This is a genomic window from Arthrobacter sp. Soil_C_49 (genome assembly GCF_057656635.1).
This window is the reverse complement of the sequence record NZ_JBDGJZ010000005.1, coordinates 51,636-71,082: the sequence shown is the minus strand read 5'-3', so window position 1 is coordinate 71,082 and position 19,447 is coordinate 51,636. Positions and strand designations below refer to the sequence as shown.

General features: G+C 66.5%; 12 protein-coding genes and 1 riboswitch. Of the genes, 9 read left to right on the top strand and 3 right to left on the bottom strand.

Annotated features, from left to right (window positions below):
* Positions 1–143: 143 nt before the first annotated feature.
* Positions 144–1,424 carry an ATP-dependent Clp protease ATP-binding subunit ClpX gene (gene clpX, locus AC3A4Z_RS10205; protein ID WP_050054794.1) on the top strand — a complete coding sequence of 427 codons (1,281 nt, stop codon included), beginning with the start codon at positions 144–146 and terminating at the stop codon, positions 1,422–1,424.
* Between the two features lie 70 nt (positions 1,425–1,494).
* Positions 1,495–2,109: a mycothiol-dependent nitroreductase Rv2466c family protein gene (locus AC3A4Z_RS10200; protein WP_493968831.1), complete on the top strand. Its 615-nt coding sequence runs from the start codon at positions 1,495–1,497 to the stop codon at positions 2,107–2,109.
* A gap of 364 nt (positions 2,110–2,473) precedes the next feature.
* Here the strand turns inward: AC3A4Z_RS10200 and valS are convergent, their stop codons facing one another.
* Positions 2,474–5,095: a valine--tRNA ligase gene (gene valS, locus AC3A4Z_RS10195; RefSeq protein ID WP_498711481.1), complete on the bottom strand. Its 2,622-nt coding sequence runs from the start codon at positions 5,093–5,095 to the stop codon at positions 2,474–2,476.
* 117 nt (positions 5,096–5,212) lie between these two features.
* Between valS and AC3A4Z_RS10190 the strand changes: the two genes are divergently transcribed.
* Positions 5,213–5,971: an SDR family NAD(P)-dependent oxidoreductase gene (locus AC3A4Z_RS10190; protein WP_493968833.1), complete on the top strand. Its 759-nt coding sequence runs from the start codon at positions 5,213–5,215 to the stop codon at positions 5,969–5,971.
* Between the two features lie 21 nt (positions 5,972–5,992).
* Here AC3A4Z_RS10190 and AC3A4Z_RS10185 read toward each other — a convergent pair whose 3' ends face one another.
* A complete protein-coding gene (locus AC3A4Z_RS10185; protein WP_498711480.1) occupies positions 5,993–7,060 on the bottom strand; it encodes an endonuclease/exonuclease/phosphatase family protein in 1,068 nt (355 codons plus the stop codon).
* Positions 7,061–7,385: 325 nt separating this feature from the next.
* On the opposite strand from AC3A4Z_RS10185, the gene ileS reads away from it, so the two are divergent.
* Genes ileS through ndk form a run of 4 tightly spaced genes read left to right on the top strand, consistent with a single transcriptional unit; the run spans position 7,386 to position 13,013 of the window.
* Complete coding sequence (gene ileS / locus AC3A4Z_RS10180) at positions 7,386–10,709, top strand: isoleucine--tRNA ligase (RefSeq protein WP_498711479.1); 3,324 nt, start codon at positions 7,386–7,388, stop codon at positions 10,707–10,709.
* Positions 10,710–10,712: 3 nt separating this feature from the next.
* Entirely contained in the window at positions 10,713–12,068 is a 1,356-nt protein-coding gene (locus AC3A4Z_RS10175) for a bifunctional folylpolyglutamate synthase/dihydrofolate synthase (RefSeq protein WP_498711478.1), read from the top strand.
* 3 nt (positions 12,069–12,071) lie between these two features.
* Positions 12,072–12,539 (top strand): DUF4233 domain-containing protein, encoded by a 468-nt coding sequence (locus tag AC3A4Z_RS10170; protein WP_498711477.1) that lies wholly within the window; start codon positions 12,072–12,074, stop codon positions 12,537–12,539.
* Between the two features lie 54 nt (positions 12,540–12,593).
* Complete coding sequence (gene ndk / locus AC3A4Z_RS10165; RefSeq protein WP_498711476.1) at positions 12,594–13,013, top strand: nucleoside-diphosphate kinase; 420 nt, start codon at positions 12,594–12,596, stop codon at positions 13,011–13,013.
* Positions 13,014–13,071: 58 nt separating this feature from the next.
* Here ndk and AC3A4Z_RS10160 read toward each other — a convergent pair whose 3' ends face one another.
* Positions 13,072–13,755 (bottom strand): vitamin K epoxide reductase family protein, encoded by a 684-nt coding sequence (locus AC3A4Z_RS10160; RefSeq protein WP_498711475.1) that lies wholly within the window; start codon positions 13,753–13,755, stop codon positions 13,072–13,074.
* 453 nt (positions 13,756–14,208) lie between these two features.
* Here AC3A4Z_RS10160 and AC3A4Z_RS10155 point away from each other — a divergent pair, with 453 nt between their 5' ends.
* Together AC3A4Z_RS10155 and thiD are read left to right on the top strand one after the other, a co-directional pair.
* Positions 14,209–17,625, top strand: coding sequence for an Rne/Rng family ribonuclease (locus AC3A4Z_RS10155; protein WP_498711474.1), 3,417 nt, complete (start codon positions 14,209–14,211; stop codon positions 17,623–17,625).
* A gap of 174 nt (positions 17,626–17,799) precedes the next feature.
* Positions 17,800–17,897, top strand: a riboswitch (TPP riboswitch).
* Positions 17,898–17,905: 8 nt separating this feature from the next.
* Complete coding sequence (thiD, locus tag AC3A4Z_RS10150) at positions 17,906–19,438, top strand: bifunctional hydroxymethylpyrimidine kinase/phosphomethylpyrimidine kinase (protein WP_498711473.1); 1,533 nt, start codon at positions 17,906–17,908, stop codon at positions 19,436–19,438.
* Positions 19,439–19,447: the final 9 nt, after the last annotated feature.

The following is a 19,447-nucleotide window of genomic DNA, read 5'->3' as shown; positions in this document are numbered from 1 at the left end:
TTGGCTCCACCGGCCTTTTCCTTCCACCCTCGGAAGCGAATGTGACCTAGAGTGGATGTTGTCACAACCGGCCCACGCAGGCTGGTGGAGATTCCAGCAACGGTGCAAGGCTGCCTGGCAGCAAGATACTAAGGGGTTCACATATGGCTCGGATTGGCGAGAGCACGGATCTGCTGAAGTGCTCTTTCTGCGGAAAGAGCCAGAAGCAGGTGCGCAAGCTCATTGCCGGGCCCGGTGTCTACATCTGTGATGAGTGCATTGAGCTTTGCAACGAAATCATCGAAGAGGAACTTGCCGAAGTTGCCGATCTGGGCAGCTTCGAACTGCCCAAGCCGCGGGAGATCTTCGACTTCCTGCAGGAATACGTCATCGGCCAGGAGCCGGCCAAGCGCTCCCTCGCTGTGGCCGTCTACAACCACTACAAGCGGATCCAGGCAGGCCACGCACCCAAGTCGGGAAGCCTGGCCGAGGGCGGCCACCACGACGACGTCGAAATCGCCAAGTCCAACATCCTCCTCATCGGTCCCACCGGCTGCGGAAAGACCTACCTGGCCCAGACACTGGCCCGCCGCCTGAACGTTCCGTTCGCCGTGGCCGATGCAACGGCCCTGACCGAGGCCGGGTACGTGGGCGAGGATGTGGAGAACATCCTGCTCAAGCTCATCCAGGCCGCGGACTACGACGTCAAGAAGGCCGAACAAGGCATTATCTACATCGACGAGATCGACAAGATTTCCCGCAAGAGCGAAAACCCGTCCATCACCCGCGACGTCTCGGGTGAGGGCGTCCAGCAGGCGCTCCTGAAAATCCTGGAAGGCACTGTTGCCTCCGTCCCGCCCCAGGGCGGCCGGAAGCACCCGCACCAGGAATTCATCCAGATCGACACCACCAACGTCCTGTTCATCGTGGCCGGTGCCTTCGCCGGCCTCGAGGAGATCATCGGTTCCAGGTCCGGCCGGAAGGGGATCGGCTTCGGCGCGCCCCTCAACGAGGCCAGCAAAAAGATCGACTCCTACGGCGAAGTGATGCCGGAGGACCTGCTGAAGTTCGGGCTCATCCCGGAATTTATCGGCCGGCTCCCCGTGATCACCACCGTGTCCAACCTGGACCGGGACGCGTTGATCCAGATCCTCTCCACACCCAAGAACGCCCTGGTGAAGCAGTACCAGAAGATGTTCCAGATCGACGGCGTGGAACTGGTCTTTGACGACACCGCCCTCGACGCCATTGCGGAGCAGGCGCTGGAGCGCGGCACCGGTGCCCGGGGCCTGCGGGCCATCATGGAGGAAGTCCTTCTCCCGGTGATGTTCGATCTCCCCAGCCGCGAAGACGTGGCCAGCGTGGTGATCACCGAGGACGTGGTTCTCCGCGGGGCGGAGCCCACCGTCATCCCGCACGTCACCAAGCGGCGCAAGTCTGCCTGAAAACCTTCCGCAACACACCGTCAGACGCGGCTGCCCCCTGCGCAGCCGCCTGCACCTAGGAGCAACCCCTATGACTGAGACTGCACGGAACAAGGCCGATTTCTGGTTTGACCCGCTGTGCCCGTTCGCCTGGATCACCTCGCGCTGGATCGGTGAAGTGGAGGACGTCCGCGACATCGAAACGGTGTGGCACGTAATGAGCCTTGCCGTCCTCAACGAGGGCCGCGACCTGGAACCCGCCTACCGCGAGTCCATGGACAACGCCTGGGGCATGGTCCGCGTAATCATCGCGGCACAGCAGGAACACGGCCAGGAAACGGTGAAGGCCCTTTATGACGCCATGGGCACCCTGATCCACGAGCGCGGTGAGAAGGACCGGGCCCTGGTCATCACCAAGGCCCTTGCCGAGTGCGGCCTCCCCGCCTCGCTGGCTGAAGCGGCCACCACCGACGCCTTCGACGAGAAGTTGCGTGCCAGCCACGAGGAAGGCATCTCGCTGGTGGGCCAGGATGTGGGAACACCCGTGGTGGCCTTCAACGGAACCGCCTTCTTCGGCCCCGTCCTCACACGGATCCCGCGCGGGGAAGAGGCCGGCAAGCTGTGGGACGCCACCACGGCCCTGGCCTCCTATCCGCACTTCTTCGAGTTGAAGCGCAGCCGCACAGAACGCCCTGAGTTCAGCTGAACCACAGCGTGCCGGCCCTCCGGCAGGAAAGCCGAAGAGCCCCGGTAGAACTACTCGCTTGTAGTTCCGCCGGGGCTCTTGCGCATCCGGACCGGCAGGACAATGATGGTTCTTACCCCCTTCGAAAGAAGAGGGACGCAGGAACCGAAGATTCAGTGATATGTATTTGACGCAGCCATCGGCAAAGCCGGATACAAGCTACCAGTGACGAGGTAGGAAGACCTGAAATTTCCTAGGATCTTGCCAGACCATCAAAGACGTCACCGGATGGCCGAAAAGTCGAAGCCCCACCAACGGCAAAACGCTGATGGGGCTTCCCCTTTGCCCTGAAACAGGCAGCGCCCTGAAACAGGGCGCTGCCTGTTTAGGCCTGTGCGGGCTCTTCGGTGGCGGCCAGGGCCACGTCGCTGACGGTCAGTTCGCCGTCCCCCACCACGAGCGTGATCTCGCGGGCGTTCGACGCCGCTTTCAGGTCCGCGAGGCCCGCCTTCAGTTGCGTGGTCAGGGCCTCCGACGCCGTGATGGTGGCGGACAGGACCTCCGTGCGCTGCTTGACCTTGGCCTCGGACTTGGCCTTGCGGACGCCGCTGAGGGCAACACCCACGGTGGCGAGCATGGTGGTGTCGCCGCCCGGTACATCCAGCGGGGCGGGCCACTGGGCGCGGTGGACCGAACCGTTCCGCCACCAGCCCCAGACCTCTTCGGTGGCGAAGGGCAGGAACGGTGCGAACAGCCGCAGCAGGGTATCCAGGCTGGTGGCCAGTGCTGCGAGGACGGAAGCCTGTTCGGCTTCGCCGGCGGCGCCGTAGGCCCGGTCCTTGATGAGTTCCACGTAGTCGTCGGTGAACTGCCAGAAGAAGCTTTCGGTGATCTGCAGTGCCCGGGCGTAGTCGTAGTTCTCGAACGCCTTGGTGGACTGCGCCACAACCTCGGCGAGCTGGGCGAGGACTGCGCGGTCCAGCGGATTGGACAGCACCGAGAGGTCACCGGACAGCACCGAAGCCTCGGTGGCGCCGAGGTTCAGCACGAACTTCGAGGCGTTCAGCAGCTTGATGGCCAGGCGCCGGCCGATCTTCATCTGTGCGATCTCGTAGGCAGTATCTGCCCCGAGCTTCGCCGAGGCGGCCCAGTAGCGGACAGCGTCGGAGCCGTATTCCTCCAGCACATCGGTGGGCACCACCACGTTGCCCTTGGACTTGGACATCTTCTTGCGGTCCGGGTCCAGGATCCAGCCGGAAATGGCGGCATGCTTCCACGGCGCGCTGTTCTCCAGGGCATCGGCACGGACCACCGAGGAGAAGAGCCAGGTCCGGATGATGTCGTGGCCCTGCGGGCGGACATCAAACGGGAACACCTTGGCGAAGAGTTCCTCGTCGCGCTTCCAGCCGCCCACGATGTTCGGCGTCAGTGAGGACGTGGCCCAGGTGTCCAGGATGTCGGCGTCGCCGGTGAACCCGTTGGGGACATCGCGCTGCGCCTCGTCGAAGCCCGGAGCGGCGTCCGCCGCCGGGTCAACGGGGAGCTGCTCATCCGAGGGCACAATGGGGGAGTCGTAGTCCGGGTTGCCGTCGGCGTCCAGCGGGTACCAGACCGGGATGGGCACACCGAAGAAGCGCTGACGCGATACCAGCCAGTCACCGTTCAGGCCGGAGATCCAGTTCTCGTAGCGCGAGCGCATGAAAGCGGGGTGGAAGTCGATCTCCTGGCCGCGGGCGATGAGCCGCTCGCGGCGGTCCTCGTCCCTGCCGCCGTTGCGGATATACCACTGGCGGGACGTGACAACCTCGAGGGGCTTGTCGCCCTTTTCGTAAAAGTTCACGGGGTGCATGATCTTCTTCGGCTCGCCGTCCAGCAGGTCGGCGGCGGTGAGGAGCTTCACCACCTCCTCCTTGGCGCTGAAGACGGTCTTGCCCGCAATGGCAGCGAAGGCTTCACGGCCGATGTCCGTGGTGATCCACTCGGGCGCCTCGCTGACGATCCTGCCGTCCCGGCCCACGATGGCGCGGGTGGGCAGCTGAAGTTCGCGCCACCAGGTGACGTCGGTCAGGTCGCCGAAGGTACACACCATGGCAATGCCGGAGCCCTTGTCGGCCTTGGCGAGCGGGTGGGCCTTGACTTCAACCTCGACGCCGAAAACGGGGGACGTGACCTTCTTGCCGAACAGCGGCTGGTACCGTTCGTCGTCGGGGTTCGCCACCAGGGCGGCGCAGGCGGCCAGCAGTTCGGGACGCGTGGTCTCGATGTAGATCCGCTCGCCGTCCTCGGTGAAGAACGGGTAGCGGTAGTAGGCGCCGGGCACCTCACGGTCCTCGAGCTCGGCCTGGGCCACCGCGGTTCGGAACGTTACGTCCCAGAGGGTGGGCGCCTCGGCCATGTAGGCGTCACCGGCGGCCAGGTTGGCAAGGAACGCGCGCTGCGACACCGCCCTGGAGTTGTCGTCGATGGTGCGGTACGTCAGTTCCCAGTCCACGGACAGGCCAAGCGTCTGGAAAAGGTTCTCGAAGACCTTCTCGTCCTCGACAGCCAGCTCTTCGCACAGCTCGATGAAGTTCCGGCGGGAGACCACGTCGAAATCCCGCTGGTTCTTGGCAGGCTGTGCCGGGGGACGGTAGTCCGGGTTGTACGGGATGGCAGGGTCGCAGCGCACACCGTAGTAGTTCTGCACCCGGCGTTCGGTGGGCAGGCCGTTGTCGTCCCAGCCCATCGGGTAGAAGACGTTTTTGCCGGTCATGCGCTGGTAGCGGGCCAGCACGTCGGTCTGCGTGTAGGAGAACATGTGTCCTACATGCAGCGATCCGGAGGCGGTGGGCGGGGGAGTGTCGATCGAGTAGACCTGCTCCCGGGTGGTGTCCGGGTTGAACTTGTAGGTCCCCTCGGCAAGCCAGCGCTGCGTCAAGGCAGCTTCGAGGCCTTCGAGGGCCGGCTTGTCCGGAACGTTGATGGGGGCGGTATTGGGCGTGTCTGTACCCTGTTTGTCTTCAGCCATCTGCCAATTGTTTCATGGCCACGCGTGTCCGACTGCCCGGCAGCAGGCTGGAAGCGTCCGTTCATCCGGGGAAACACGCCGGGGTGGTCTCGCGGCAGGGAAGGTTAGTGTGGTGCCATGACTTCGGACTTCCAGAAAAAAGCAGCTTTGGTGACCGGCGCGAGCAGCGGAATCGGCGAGGCAACCGTCCGCGCCCTGGCGGCGGAAGGCTGGACAGTTTTTGCCGTGGCCCGCCGCGCGGAGCGGCTCGCCGCGCTGGAAGCCGAGACCGGCGCCGTCGGAATTCCCGCCGATATTTCCGCGGACGACGACGTGTCCCGGCTCCTTGCCCGGGTCACCGAAGCGGGGGGCATCGACACGCTGATCAACATTGCCGGCGGCGCGCGGGGCGCCGATACCGTGGGCGGGGCCAGCACCGAGGACTGGGAATGGATGTACCGGGTCAATGTGCTGGGCACCATGAAGCTCACCCGGGCGTTCCTGCCCATGCTCCGCGCCCACGGCGAGGGGACCGTGCTGAACCTGACCTCCACCGCGGGTCTGGCAGCCTATGAAGGCGGGGGCGGCTACAACGCGGCCAAGTTCGCCCAGCACGCCATGACCGGGGCGCTGCGGCTGGAGGAAGCCGAAAACAACGTCCGGGTCATCGAGGTGGCTCCCGGGCTGGTCTACACGGAGGAATTCGCGCTGAACAGGCTTGGTGACCGGCAGGCCGCCCAAAAGGTGTACCAGGGAGTGGAAAAACCGCTCACCGCCGACGACGTGGCGGACGTGGTCCGGTACGCCGTCAATGCCCCGCACCACGTGAACCTGGACCAGATTGTGATCCGCCCGGTGGCGCAGGCCGCCAACCACAAGCTGATCCGCAAGGGCTGACTTTCACGGCAGAGCCCGCTTTCAGGGAAGTGCCAGGCGGGCCACTACCGCGGCGTGGTCGGTTCCGGGCAGGGTCACGACGTCGAAGTCCGTCACCTCTATTCCCTGGCTGACCAGCACATGGTCCAGGGCTGCGAAGGCGGGCACCGGCGAATTCGCCGGCCACGTGGGGGTCAGGCCCTTGCCGGCGGTCTGTGCCGCATCGGTCAGTCCCCGGGCGAGCAGGTCCCGGAATTCGCGGTGGTCCGCGCTCGCGTTGAAGTCCCCGAGCAGGATAGCGGGTTCACGTTCCGGCGCGGCCCGCCACAGTTCCCCCAGCTGCCGCAGTTCCGCCCGCCACATGGGGGTATGACCCGGCCGGGGGGAGTCGATATGGACCGCGGTCAGCTGGACTCCTGCGGAGGACCCCGGGATCACACCCACGGCCCGGCTCTGGTAAAACACCGAACCGGGCACCCGTTCAGCCTGCTCCAGCGGAAACCGCGCGAACAGTGCGCTTCCGGTGCCGGCCCAGTCCACGTCCAGGGCCCGGCCAGGAAGCACGGATGCCAGGCCGGCGTTGTCCAGCTCCTCCAGTCCCTGCGGGGCAAGCTCGGGCAGGGCCAGTACGTCGACGCTCCGGCTTTTCACCTCCGCCAGCAGGGCCGCTGCGTCGATGCCCGTGGAACCCACGTTCACCGCCATCACTGTAAGCGTCTGTTTCCCGGGCAGTGCGTTCTTGGCCGGTTGACGGGCCGGCACGGCTGCGGACTGCGGATTGTGTGTCCCGGCAGCAGGGATGATCCGTTCCAGCACCAGGCCGAACTGGACCACGAGCACTGCCGCAGCCAGCGCGGCCACCAGTGACCGTGCGGTGCCGGGACGGAGACAGACCGCCACGACGGCGCCAGCCAGCGCGGCCGCCGTCGTCATCAGCGCCGCAGGAAAGAAGGACAAAAGCTGGATCCAGGGGGTCCCGATGTCCCAGGGAACCAGGCGAAGCGCCACCAGGACCGCACCCGGCACGGACAGCACGGCAGCCATCACCAGCCACCAGGAACCGCGGCGTGAATGCCCTCCGCCACGCTGTCCGGCCCGGTTCTTCTGCATACGCTCCATTATTGGTGGCCGGGCCGTGGAAATAGTAGACTCGGGTACGGCTATGACCCGGCTATCACCGGCGAGCTTCCGGAAGAACACGCCAACCGCCGCACGTGCGGACGGCGCCAGTAGAACCGGACGGGTAAGCCCGTCACAGCAGTCAATGAGCGGCCGGAGCAGGACGGTTCCCCAGGGAGCCGGCAGCGCCGGTAAGTGAGGTGGTACCGCGGTGGGCGTGGAGTCCGGGAGGACAACACGGCAGCCGTCCTCGCATCCTGAACGGAACGAAAGGCGCAAGCCGGCAGTTCGCCAAGCTCAACCCAGGATGTCGAGAATGACGTATTACCCCAAGGCCTCAGCCTCCGCCAATGGCACCTCCTCCGGCCAGCGCACAGGCGTGTCCGCCTCCGTGAGGTTCCCGGAAATCGAAGAGCGCATCCTCAAGTACTGGGACCAGGACGGCACCTTCCAGGCCAGCATCGACCAGCGCAGCGCCGACGCCCCCGGCGGGGAACCGGGCAGTAACGAGTTCGTGTTCTACGACGGCCCGCCGTTCGCCAACGGCCTGCCGCACTATGGCCACCTGCTGACGGGGTACGCCAAGGACCTCGTGGGCCGCTACCAGACCCAGCGCGGCAAGCGTGTGGAGCGCCGCTTCGGCTGGGACACCCATGGCCTGCCCGCGGAGCTGGAAGCCATGAAGCAGCTCGGCATGACGGACAAGACCCAGATCGAAGCCATGGGCATCGACAAGTTCAACGACGCCTGCCGCGCTTCCGTGATGAAGTACGCCGACGAATGGCGCAACTATGTCACCCGCCAGGCACGCTGGGTGGACTTCGACAACGACTACAAGACCCTCAACGTCGAGTACATGGAGTCTGTCCTCTGGGCATTCAAGCAGCTGCACGAAAAGGGACTGACCTACAACGGCTACCGCGTGCTGCCCTACTGCTGGAAGGACGAGACGCCGCTGTCCAACCATGAGCTGCGCATGGATGACGACGTCTACAAGAACCGCCAGGACCAGACCGTCACGGTGACCTTCCCCCTGCTTGCCGGGGAGTCGGAACTGTCCCGGCAGCTGGCCGGTGTCCAGGCCCTCGCCTGGACCACCACGCCCTGGACCCTGCCGACGAACGCCGCGCTCGCCGTCGGGCCTGCCATCACCTACGCCGTGCTCCCGGCCGGACCCAACGGCATCAAGGCCGCCTCCCCGGATGCCCCGGTCAGCGGCAGCTTCCTGCTGGCCGCCGACCTGCTGGCCAGCTACGCCAAGGACCTCGGGTACGACGATTTCGATGCCGCGCAGGCCGCCGTCGTCTCCACCCACACCGGCACCGAGCTGGAAGGCCTGGCCTACCAGCCGCTGTGGCAGGACTTCAGCGACAACGAAAAATACGGCATGGAGAACGCCTGGCGGATCCTCGTGGCCGACTACGTCACCACCACCGACGGCACCGGCATCGTCCACCAGGCTCCCGCCTACGGTGAAGACGACCAGAAGGTCTGCGAGGAAGCCGGCATCCCGGTGATCCTCTCCGTGGACGAGGGCGCCAGGTTCCTGCCGCTGTTCAAGCACGGCGACCTGCACGACATCGTGGGGCTGCAGGTCTTCGAGGCCAACAAGCCCATCACCCAGGTACTGCGCGCCCAGGGCCGCCTGGTCCGCCAGGCCAGCTACGAGCACAGCTACCCGCACTGCTGGCGCTGCCGCAACCCGCTGATCTACCGCGCCGTGTCCTCCTGGTACGTGGAAGTCACCAAGTTCAAGGACCGGATGTCCGAACTGAACCAGGAGATCAACTGGATCCCGGGCAACGTCAAGGACGGCCAGTTCGGCAAGTGGCTGGAAAACGCCCGTGACTGGTCCATCAGCCGCAACCGCTACTGGGGCAGCCCCATCCCCGTCTGGCAGTCCAGCGATCCCGAATACCCCCGCACCGATGTCTACGGCTCGCTCGCGGAGATCGAGGCGGACTTCGGCCGGCTGCCGCTGAACAACGACGGCCAGGTGGACCTGCACCGCCCCTTCATCGATGAACTCACCAGGCCCAACCCGGACGATCCCCGCACCCCGGAAGAGGGCCAGTCGGTGATGCGCCGCGTGGAGGACGTGCTCGACGTCTGGTTCGACTCGGGCTCCATGCCTTACGGCCAGGTGCACTACCCGTTCCAGAACGAAGCCTGGTTCGATACGCACAACCCCGCCGACTTCATCGTGGAGTACATCGGCCAGACCCGCGGCTGGTTCTACATGCTGCACATCCTCTCCACGGCCCTGTTTGACCGGCCCGCCTTCCGCAATGTGATCAGCCACGGCATCGTGCTCGGCTCGGACGGGCAGAAGATGTCCAAGAGCCTGCGCAACTACCCGGATGTTTCCGAGGTGCTGGACCGCGACGGCTCCGACGCCATGCGCTGGTTCCTGATGTCCAGCCCCATCCTGCGCGGCGGCAACCTGGTGGTCACCGAGCAGGGCATCCGCGACGGCGTCCGCCAGGTCATCCTGCCGCTGTGGAACGTGTACAGCTTCTTCACGCTCTACACGAATGCTGCCAACGGCGGCGCCGGCTACGACGCCACGCTGCGCTATGACGGCTATGCGGACACGCTGGACCAGTACCTGCTTGCCAACACCGGCGAGCTGGTCCGGAACATGACGGAGCAGCTGGACACCTACGACATCTCCGGCGCCTGCGATGAACTGCGCAGCTACCTGGACATGCTCACCAACTGGTACGTCCGCCGGAGCCGGCAGCGGTTCTTCGACGAGGACCGGGACGCCTTCGACGCTCTGTTCACCGCGCTGGAGACGGTCACCCGGGTGGCGGCGTCCCTCCTGCCCCTGGTGTCCGAGGAAATCTGGCGCGGCCTCACCGGCGGCCGCTCCGTGCACCTGGCCGACTGGCCCGAAGCGGACCTGTTCCCGGCAAACCCGGATTTGGTACAGGCCATGGACAAGGTCCAGCAGATCTGTTCCACGGGCTCCTCCCTGCGGAAGGCAGCGAACCTGCGCGTGCGCCTGCCCCTGCAGGAACTGACCGTGGTGGCACCGGGCGCCGATGCGCTGGGTGGCTTCGCCGCCGTCGTCGCGGACGAACTCAACCTCCGCTCGGTCCGCCTCCTGGACGCCGCCACGGCCTCCCCTGAGGAGTTCGGGATCCAGCAGAAACTCGTGGTCAACGCACGCGCCGCAGGTCCGCGCCTGGGCAAGAACGTCCAGGCCGCCATCAAGGGCTCCAAATCCGGTGACTGGTCAGTCTCCGACGCCGGTGTAGTCACCGCGGGCGGGCTCCAGCTGGAACCGCAGGAATACACGCTGGAAACAGTGGTGGCAGAGAACGACGGCGGGTCCGCCTCCGTGGCGGTCCTCCCCGGCGGCGGCTTCGTTGTGCTCAACACCGAGGTCACCCCCGAGCTGGAGGCCGAAGGCCTGGCCCGGGACATGGTCAGGTCCATCCAGCAGGCACGCAAGGACGCCGGACTGAATGTCAGCGACCGGATCCGGACCTCCGTCAGCGCCCGGCAGAACGTCGTCGACGCCCTGCTGGCCAACGCGGACCTGGTAAAAGGCGAGACCCTCACCGTGGACCTCACGGCAGAACCAACGGACGCCGCCGAACCGGTTGTCGCCGTCGAAAAAGTAGAGGCCTGATCCATGACTGACGAATTTTCCGTAGAGAGCGTCTACGCCGAGCTGCTCGGCCGGGCGCCGGAAAACAAGATGGAGCCGCGGCTTGCCCCGCTGTTCCGGGCGATGGATGTGCTGGGGGAGCCCAACAAGGCGTACCCGATCATCCACGTGACCGGGACCAACGGCAAGACCTCCACGGCCCGCATGATCGAATCGGTGTTGCGGGCCCACGGCCTGAGCACCGGCCGGTACACCAGCCCGCACCTGTCCAAGGTCACCGAACGGATCAGCATCGACGGCCACCCGGTTTCGGATGAGACCTTCGTGCGGATCTGGGACGAGATCCGGCCCTACCTGCAGATTGTGGACTCGGAACTCGAGGCTGAGGGGCAGCCCCGGCTGACGTATTTCGAATGCCTCACGATCCTCGGCTTCGCCATCTTCGCCGACCAGCCCGTCAACGTGGCGGTCATCGAAGTGGGACTCGGCGGCATCACGGACGCCACCAATGTGGGGGACGGACAGGTTTCGGTGGTCACGCCCATCTCCCTGGACCACACGGACCTGCTGGGTGACACCACCGAAGACATCGCCCACGAAAAGGCCGGGATCATCAAGCCCGGCGGCTACCTCATCAGCGCCGCCCAGCCCCTTGACGCGGCGCAAGTCCTGCTCGAGAAGGCCAAGGACGTCGGCGTTCCCTTCAAGTTCGAAGGGGTGGAGTTCGGCGTCGAGTCGCGGACCGTGGCCGTGGGCGGCCAGATGGTCAGCATCCAGGGCATCGCGGGCCGTTACCCGGACCTTCTCGTGCCGCTGCACGGAGCCCACCAGGCACAGAACGCGGCCGTAGCGGTGGCAGCCCTGGAGGCCTTCTTCGGCGGAAAGGAACTCGGCTTCGACGTGCTGCAGGAAGGGTTCGCCGCGGCCACCTCACCCGGCCGGCTCGAAGTGGTCCGCACGGCACCCACCATCGTGGTGGACGCCGCCCACAATCCGGACGGCATCAAAGCGTCCGCGGCGGCCCTGCAGGAGGCTTTCACGTTCACCCGCCTCGTTCCGGTGGTGGGGGTCTTGAAGGAAAAAGACGCCGAGGAGGTACTCCGCCAGCTCAAGGAATCCCTGGGCGGCCTGGCGGAGGAATACTGCTTCACGCAGTCGAATTCCCCGCGGGCGGTTCCGGCGGCCGAACTGGCTGAACTGGCCATTGACCTTGGCTTCGGCGAGGACAACGTGCACGTCGCCGAGAAGCTCGACGACGCCCTGGAATGGGCCGTGGAACGCGCGGAAGCCAACGATGACCTGTCCGGCGCCGTGTTGGTGACCGGTTCCATCACGCTGGTGGCTGAAGCCCGGATCCTGCTCGGAAAGACGGAGGCGTAGGCCGTGGCCAAACTGACCAAGGCCCAGCGTGAGTGGCGGCCGGGGATGCCCAAGAAGCGCCGCTCCACGAAGGTTATGTTCGCGTCCACCGTGCTGCTGCTGGAAGCATTCGTGATGTTCTTCGCCACCCTGGCGGTGTTTGGACTGCGCCGCGGGGAATTTCCCCCGGCCCTGATCCTGGGCGTGGGCATCACCCTGAGCGTGGTGATGATCGTGGCTTGCGCCTTCCTCAGCAAGCCCTGGGGCGTCGGCCTGGGCTGGATCCTGCAGCTCGTCCTGATCCTCACCGGCATCTTCGAGCCGGCCATGTTCCTGGTAGGAGCACTGTTCGCCCTTGCCTGGTGGTACGGAATCCGCACAGGCATCCGGCTGGACCGGGAAGCCGGCCAGCGTGCCCGCGAACAGGCCGAATGGGAAGCAACCCATCCGGACCAGGCCGCCGGGCCGGACCAGCAGCCCCAGTCCACCTGACGCCGGTCCCCGTAGACTTGTCCCCGAAACCCATACCAACGCATTGGAGCAGTTGTGACTATTGAGCGCACCCTCGTCCTGATTAAGCCCGACGGCGTCGCCCGCAACCTGACCGGCGCCATCCTGGCCCGGATCGAAGCCAAGGGCTACACCCTGGCGGAGCTGAAGAAGGTGGACGCCACCCGCGAACTGCTCGAACAGCACTACGAGGAGCACGTGGGCAAGCCCTTCTACGAGCCCCTGGTGGAATTTATGCTCAGCGGCCCGGTAGTGGCAGCCATCTTTGAGGGCCACCGCGTCATTGAGGGTTTCCGCTCCCTCGCCGGCACCACCGACCCCACCACCGCAGCCCCCGGCACCATCCGTGGCGACTTCGGCCGCGACTGGGGCGTGAAGGTCCAGCAGAACCTGGTGCACGGCTCCGATTCCACGGACTCCGCCGAGCGTGAAATCAAGATCTGGTTCCAGGGCTGACAGCCCGCAGCGCAAACAAAAGCCCCCGTTTCGTGAAACGGGGGCTTTTGCGTGTGGCTTAGAACCCGGAGGTTCCCGCGAAGACCTGGATGAAGGCGAAGAAGATGGTGGCGATGACGGCCACGTAGAGCAGCGCGGTGATGATCCAGCCGGAGTCGCCCAGGACCCGGGCTGCGTTCGCGGGCACCGGGATCACCCCGGCGGTGATGTTCCGGATGGTCACCCAGACAAAGAGCGGAATCATGGCGGCCCACACGATCATGCAGAACGGGCACAGTACGTGGATGTCATAGAGGGCCTGGGACCACAGCCACACCACGAAAGCGAAGCCAAGGGTGACGCCTGCCTGGAGCCCCAGCCAGTACCAGCGGGCGAACGTTGCCCCGGCGAGCAGGGCCATGCCTACCGTGATGATGATGGCGAAAGCGACGATGCCGATGAACATGTTGGGGAAGCCAAACAGGGAACTCTGCCATGTCTGCATCACCTGGCCGCAGGAGATCCACGGGTTTACGTCGCACACGGTGACGTGGTTGGGGTCCTTCAGGACCTCGAGTTTTTCCAGGACAAGGGTTCCGGAGGCGAGCCAGCCGATGATCCCCGTGATCACCAGCAGCCAGCCGAAGGGCCGGTTCCGGGTCATGGGCGGAACAGTTCCCGCTGTCCGGGCAGCGGGGCCGCTGTCCTGGGCCAGGCTCCGTTCCGGCGCAGGGGTACCGCTGAGGGGGGAGATGCTGGGCATGGCTGTGGCGTCCTTTTCATCCGGTGCTCCTTGCCCTGATTGTAACGCCGGAGGCTGGAAGGGCCTTCCAGGCGCCGGGCCCGGGCCGACGGCGCACGCCCGGCTTCCGCAGCGATTTACTCCGGGTGTGAGAGAATGAACGTGGCTGGAAGCCGAACCACATTCGGACTCCGGTCCGGTGGTTTGTTCCCAAGACCGCCAATGATGAGCAGGGCAGGCATCGGTTCCACCGAGGCGGTCTCCCGCGACTCCATTGGGCGGCACCTGGTTGTGGCATGTAGAACAACGGGTTTTTAGAACATCCTGCCGGCCCCCACGGGCTGCCGCACCCCACTGCCGGTGCGAACCTGGGGGTATCCACTTGACTTCTGTCAATGCCTGCGGGTTTTGACAATATGTGCCCCAATGGGTGCCGGATGTGGCGGTACGTCAGGGGCAGGAGTGTTGCCACATATGGATAATGAACAAGTTCCAGCCGTTAACGAGGACGCACCGGCCACGGAGGCCGCAGAGGCCGAGGCCCCGCCCAAGAAAGCCACCAGGACCCGGCGGAAAGCGGCACCCAAAGCCGATGACGCCCTGATCCCGGTCCCTGATGCCGGAGAAGCCGACGCTCCCGAGGCCAAGGCGCCTGTCCGCCGGTCGCGCTCCCGCAAGAAGACGGACGTCGCTGAGCCGCTTCCGGCCTTTGCCGGGGAAGCGGCCCCTGACACCGCCGAACTCCCGGCCGAGGCCGCCGCACTGCCAGCAGCAGTGGAAGCCGCGGAGGCTGAGCCCGAAGCAAAGCCGGTCCGCCGCCGCCGCGTGGCCACCCGCAAGACCTCTGCGCCCGCTGGTGCCGAGGCCGTGCCCGCAGCGGCGGCCGAATCCGCAGTTGAGGAACCCATAACTGGAGGGTCCGCGGCGGAAACCGCGCCGGCCGCCTCCCCAGCCGCAGAACCGGTGGCCGCCGCGTCCGTACCGTCCGCCGTCGAGGCCGGTGCGGTTACGGAAGAGGAGGCTCCAGCAGAAGGAGCCGCGGTAGTAGAAGCCCCAGCCGTAGAAACCGCAGAAGCACCAGTACAGGCGTCCGCAGAGGCTTCCCCGGAAGCAGCATCGAAGGACCAGGCGCCCGCAGCGCCGGCCAGCCCCTTTGGCTCCCTGTTCCTGGAGCCGACTTCCCCCACCTCCGTGCTCTTCCAGGCTCCGGACCTGAGCACCGTGGTGCGCCCCGTACCTGCCGCCGCCGAGGAAGCAGGCGAGAGCGAAGCCGAAGATGATGAGAGCGATGACGCCAACAACCGCCGCAGGCGCCGGGGCCGCGGCCGCCGCAACCGCGGCCGTCCGGGCGAGGGTGAAGACGCCGAGCTTGAAGGCAGTGAAGGGGCCGACGCCGATGCCTCCGATGAGGCCGACGAGGAGACTGCAGGGCAGCCGGAGGAAGGTGTCACCTCCCGTCGTCGCCGTCGCCGCCGCCGCGGTGACCAGGACCTCGAGCTGACCGGCGGCGGGGAAGACGATCCGCCCAACACCGTCACCCGCGTCCGCGCGCCGCGCGCCGTCAGCGAAGCGCCGGTCAGCAACCGGGTCACCAGCGTCAAGGGTTCCACCCGCCTGGAGGCAAAGAAGCAGCGCCGGCGCGAGTCCCGCGATACCGGCCGCCGCCGCACTGTTATCACCGAAGCCGAGTTCCTGGCCCGCCGCGAATCCGTGGACCGGCAGATGATCGTCCGCCAGCGCGATGACAGAATCCAGATCGCCGTCCTCGAAGACGGCGTCCTGGCCGAGCACTTTGTGTCCAAGACGCAGCAGGACTCCCTGATCGGCAACGTCTACCTGGGCAAGGTCCAGAACGTGCTGCCGTCCATGGAAGCTGCTTTCGTGGACATCGGACGCGGCCGCAACGCCGTCCTGTACGCAGGCGAGGTCAACTGGGAAGCCGTTAACCTCGAGGGCAAGCAGCGCCGCATCGAAAACGCGCTGAAGTCCGGCGATACGGTCCTGGTCCAGGTGACCAAGGACCCCGTGGGCCACAAGGGCGCCCGCCTGACCAGCCAGATCTCACTGCCCGGCCGCTACCTGGTGTACGTACCCGGCGGCTCCATGACCGGCATTTCCCGCAAGCTGCCCGACGTCGAACGCAACCGCCTCAAGCGCATCCTGAAGGACCGCCTTCCCGAGCACGCCGGCGTTATTGTCCGCACCGCTGCCGAGGGCGCGTCCGAGGAAGAGCTGACGCACGACATCAACCGGCTGCGCGCCCAGTGGGAGGGCATCGAGAGCCAGTCGAAATCCACCAAGATCCTTGCCCCGGAGCTGCTCTACGGCGAACCGGACCTCACCATCAAGGTGGTCCGCGACGTCTTCAATGAGGACTTCTCCAAGCTCATCGTCTCCGGCGAGGAAGCCTGGGACACCATCGAGGCATACGTCACCTATGTTGCTCCGGACCTGGTGGGCCGCCTCGAGAAGTGGACCAAGGACCAGGACATCTTCGCGGCCTGGCGCATTGACGAGCAGATCCACAAAGCGCTGGAGCGTAAGGTCTTCCTGCCCTCGGGCGGTTCGCTCGTGATCGACCGCACCGAAGCCATGACCGTGGTGGACGTCAACACCGGCAAATTCACCGGCAGCGGCGGCAACCTCGAAGAGACGGTGACCAAAAACAACCTCGAGGCTGCCGAGGAAGTGGTCCGCCAGCTCCGGCTGCGCGATATCGGCGGCATCATCGTCATCGACTTCATTGACATGGTCCTCGAATCCAACCGCGACCTGGTGCTGCGCCGGCTCGTGGAATGCCTGGGACGCGACCGCACCAAGCACCAGGTTGCCGAGGTCACTTCGCTTGGCCTGGTCCAGATGACCCGCAAGCGGATGGGCACCGGCCTGCTCGAAGTGTTCGGCGAGCAGTGTGAAGCCTGCGCAGGCCGCGGCGTGGTCACCCACGACGACCCCGTGGAGCACCGGCGCGCCAACATCGTGGCCGCCGAGCACCACGTCCAGCGTGCGGACAGCCGGCCGGAAGCGCGCAACGAAGGCCACCGCCCTGACAGCCTGCGCCCGGACAACAACCAGCCCGGTGCCCGCCCGGACCGCAAGCGGCGGCGGGGCCGCGGCGGCCAGCAGCCCGAAGCAGCGCCGGCTGCTGCCGTGCAGATCCACACCGTGCACCCGGACCCCTCGGATGCGGAACGTCACGCCAAGGCTGAAGCCACCAGGCTGGCCCTGGCCAACATCGCCGCTGCTGCGCACGCGGCGCACCTGCATGACGACGAGGTGGCCGCAGCCAAGCAGGCGGCCGGAGAGCAGCCTGCCGCCCCTGCAGCTGAAAAGCGCGACGCCGATGCCCGGCCGGCGGCCGTGCTGACCTTCGGCGGCGAGAAGGTCGTGCTGCCGTTTGTGGAGCACGCGGAGGAGCAGCAGCCGCGGCCGGCACTGACCCTGGACCGGCTCGCCGAGGCGTTCGCCCATCTCGGCCAGCCCGCAACGGAACCCGAAACGGCGCCGGACGCGGAAGGACAGCAGGCGCAGGCGGAACCTGAGCAGGCGCCCCAGGCGGAGCCCGCGGCGCCGGTGCAGCAGTCAACGGCTGCCCCGCAGCGCGCTGCGGCCCCCGAGAAGGACTACAGCGACCACACCCTGGAGCAGACGCGGCAGCGCCGGCCCCGGCGCCACCGCAGCGCCAGCCGTGCGCAGGGTGCTGCCAACGAAACCGCCGTGCAGCAACACGAGGACGTTGCGGCAGCCAGCACGGGCCACTCCCATGAGGCCAAAGCTCCCGAGCAGGCAGGCACCGGCAGCACGGGTGCCGAACAGCCGGCAGCCAAGGCAGCCGAGACAGCCGAGGCGCCCATCATCCTCGGTGTAGGGGTTCCGGCCTCGGAGCTCTAAGAGGTCAAGGAACGCTGACGATAACCGGGAATGCCCGGCCGGCCACCAAGAGTGGCCGGCCGGGCATTCCTGTACCTGCTCCCGAACCGTATCCAGGGGCGGGGGCATGGCTGGCCGCGGGGCCGGTCGCAAAGTGTCACCTTCTGCCTGCGGCCGCCAAAAAAGCTAGGCTGGGGAACCGACACGGGGTGCCGCGCAGAGAGCCGGCTGAGATCCACACCCGTTGAACCTGTCCGGCTAGCACCGGCGAAGGGATGTCCTCTTGTCTGCGACTCTTGCAATGCCCACTGCCACCCCGGCAACCGCGCCCGCAACGTTCACTGCCTCGACCCCGCCAGGCCGTCCCGTACCCCGGGTGCTGTCCATTGCGGGCTCCGACCCATCCGGCGGCGCCGGGATCCAGGCCGACCTCAAAAGCATCGCTGCACTCGGCGGCTACGGGATGGCCGCTATCACGGCCCTCACTGCCCAGAACACCCAGGGCGTCCGGTCCGTCCACGTGCTGCCGGCCGATTTCCTGGCCGCGCAGCTGGACGCCATCAGTGATGACATCGCCATCGATGCCGTCAAGATCGGAATGCTCGGCAGCGCCGAGGTGATCGAGACGGTAGGGGACTGGCTCCGCAAGGTGCGTCCCGCCGTCGTGGTCTTGGACCCGGTGATAGTTGCCACCAGCGGTGACCGGCTGCTGCAGGAGTCCGCCGAAGCCGCCCTGCGCGTGCTCCTGCCGCTGGCCCACCTCGTCACCCCCAACCTCGTTGAGCTCGCCAGGCTGGTGGGCGGCGACGTCCAGGAGGACTGGGCAGGAGCACTCGAGCAGGGACGCGCCCTCTCCGCAGCTACCGGCGCCACCGTGCTGGTCAAAGGGGGCCACCTGGACAGTCACGAGTGCCCCGATGCCCTGGTAAACACTGCCGGCCTGCTGTCCGGGGAAGTGGTGGTGTTGCCGGGGCAGCGCGTGGCTACCCGGAACAGCCACGGCACCGGATGTTCGCTGTCCTCCGCGATGGCCACTGCCCAGGCGCGGCTGGGGGACTGGGAAGCATCCCTGCGCGAAGTCAAGCCCTGGCTGGCAGGCGCACTGGAGGCATCCGCCACGCTGGAGGTGGGAACCGGCAACGGCCCGGTGCACCACTTCCACCACCTGCAGCGGCTCCAGCCCGAAGGCAGCTTCGCCGCCCAACTCTGGAGTGAGGCCCAGCCGGACCTGGAGGACATCTACGCCCTGGACTTCATCCGTGACCTGGCTTCAGGCAGCCTGCAGGAGAAAGAGTTTGCGTACTACCTTGCGCAGGACGCCATCTACCTCAACGGCTATTCCCGCGTGCTCGCCAGGGCGAGTGCCCTGGCGCCGACCGAGGCCGAACAGCTCTTCTGGGCCGGATCAGCGAGCCAATGCCTGGAGGTCGAGTCGGAACTGCACCGCTCCTGGCTAAGCACCCGCACCATCCAGCCCCAACTCGGCCCGGTCACAAAGTCCTATGTCGACCACCTGACCGCAGCATCGGCGTCGGGCAGCTATGCCGTCCTGGCGGCCGCCGTCCTGCCCTGCTTCTGGCTCTACGCGGAGGTGGGCGCAACATTGCACGCCCGGTTCCTCGCCGCCGGCGAACCCGCCGGGCACCCGTACGCGGCCTGGCTGCGGACCTACGCCGATGAAGACTTCGCCGCTGCCACGCGCAGGGCCATTGCCATCGTGGATGAGGCCGGGCGCACAGCCTCCGCCGCGGACAGGGAGGCCATGATTACCGCGTTCAAGCAGTCCTGCCGGCTGGAAGTGGACTTCTTCGACGCGCCGCGCCTGCACTCCTGAGCGGATGCC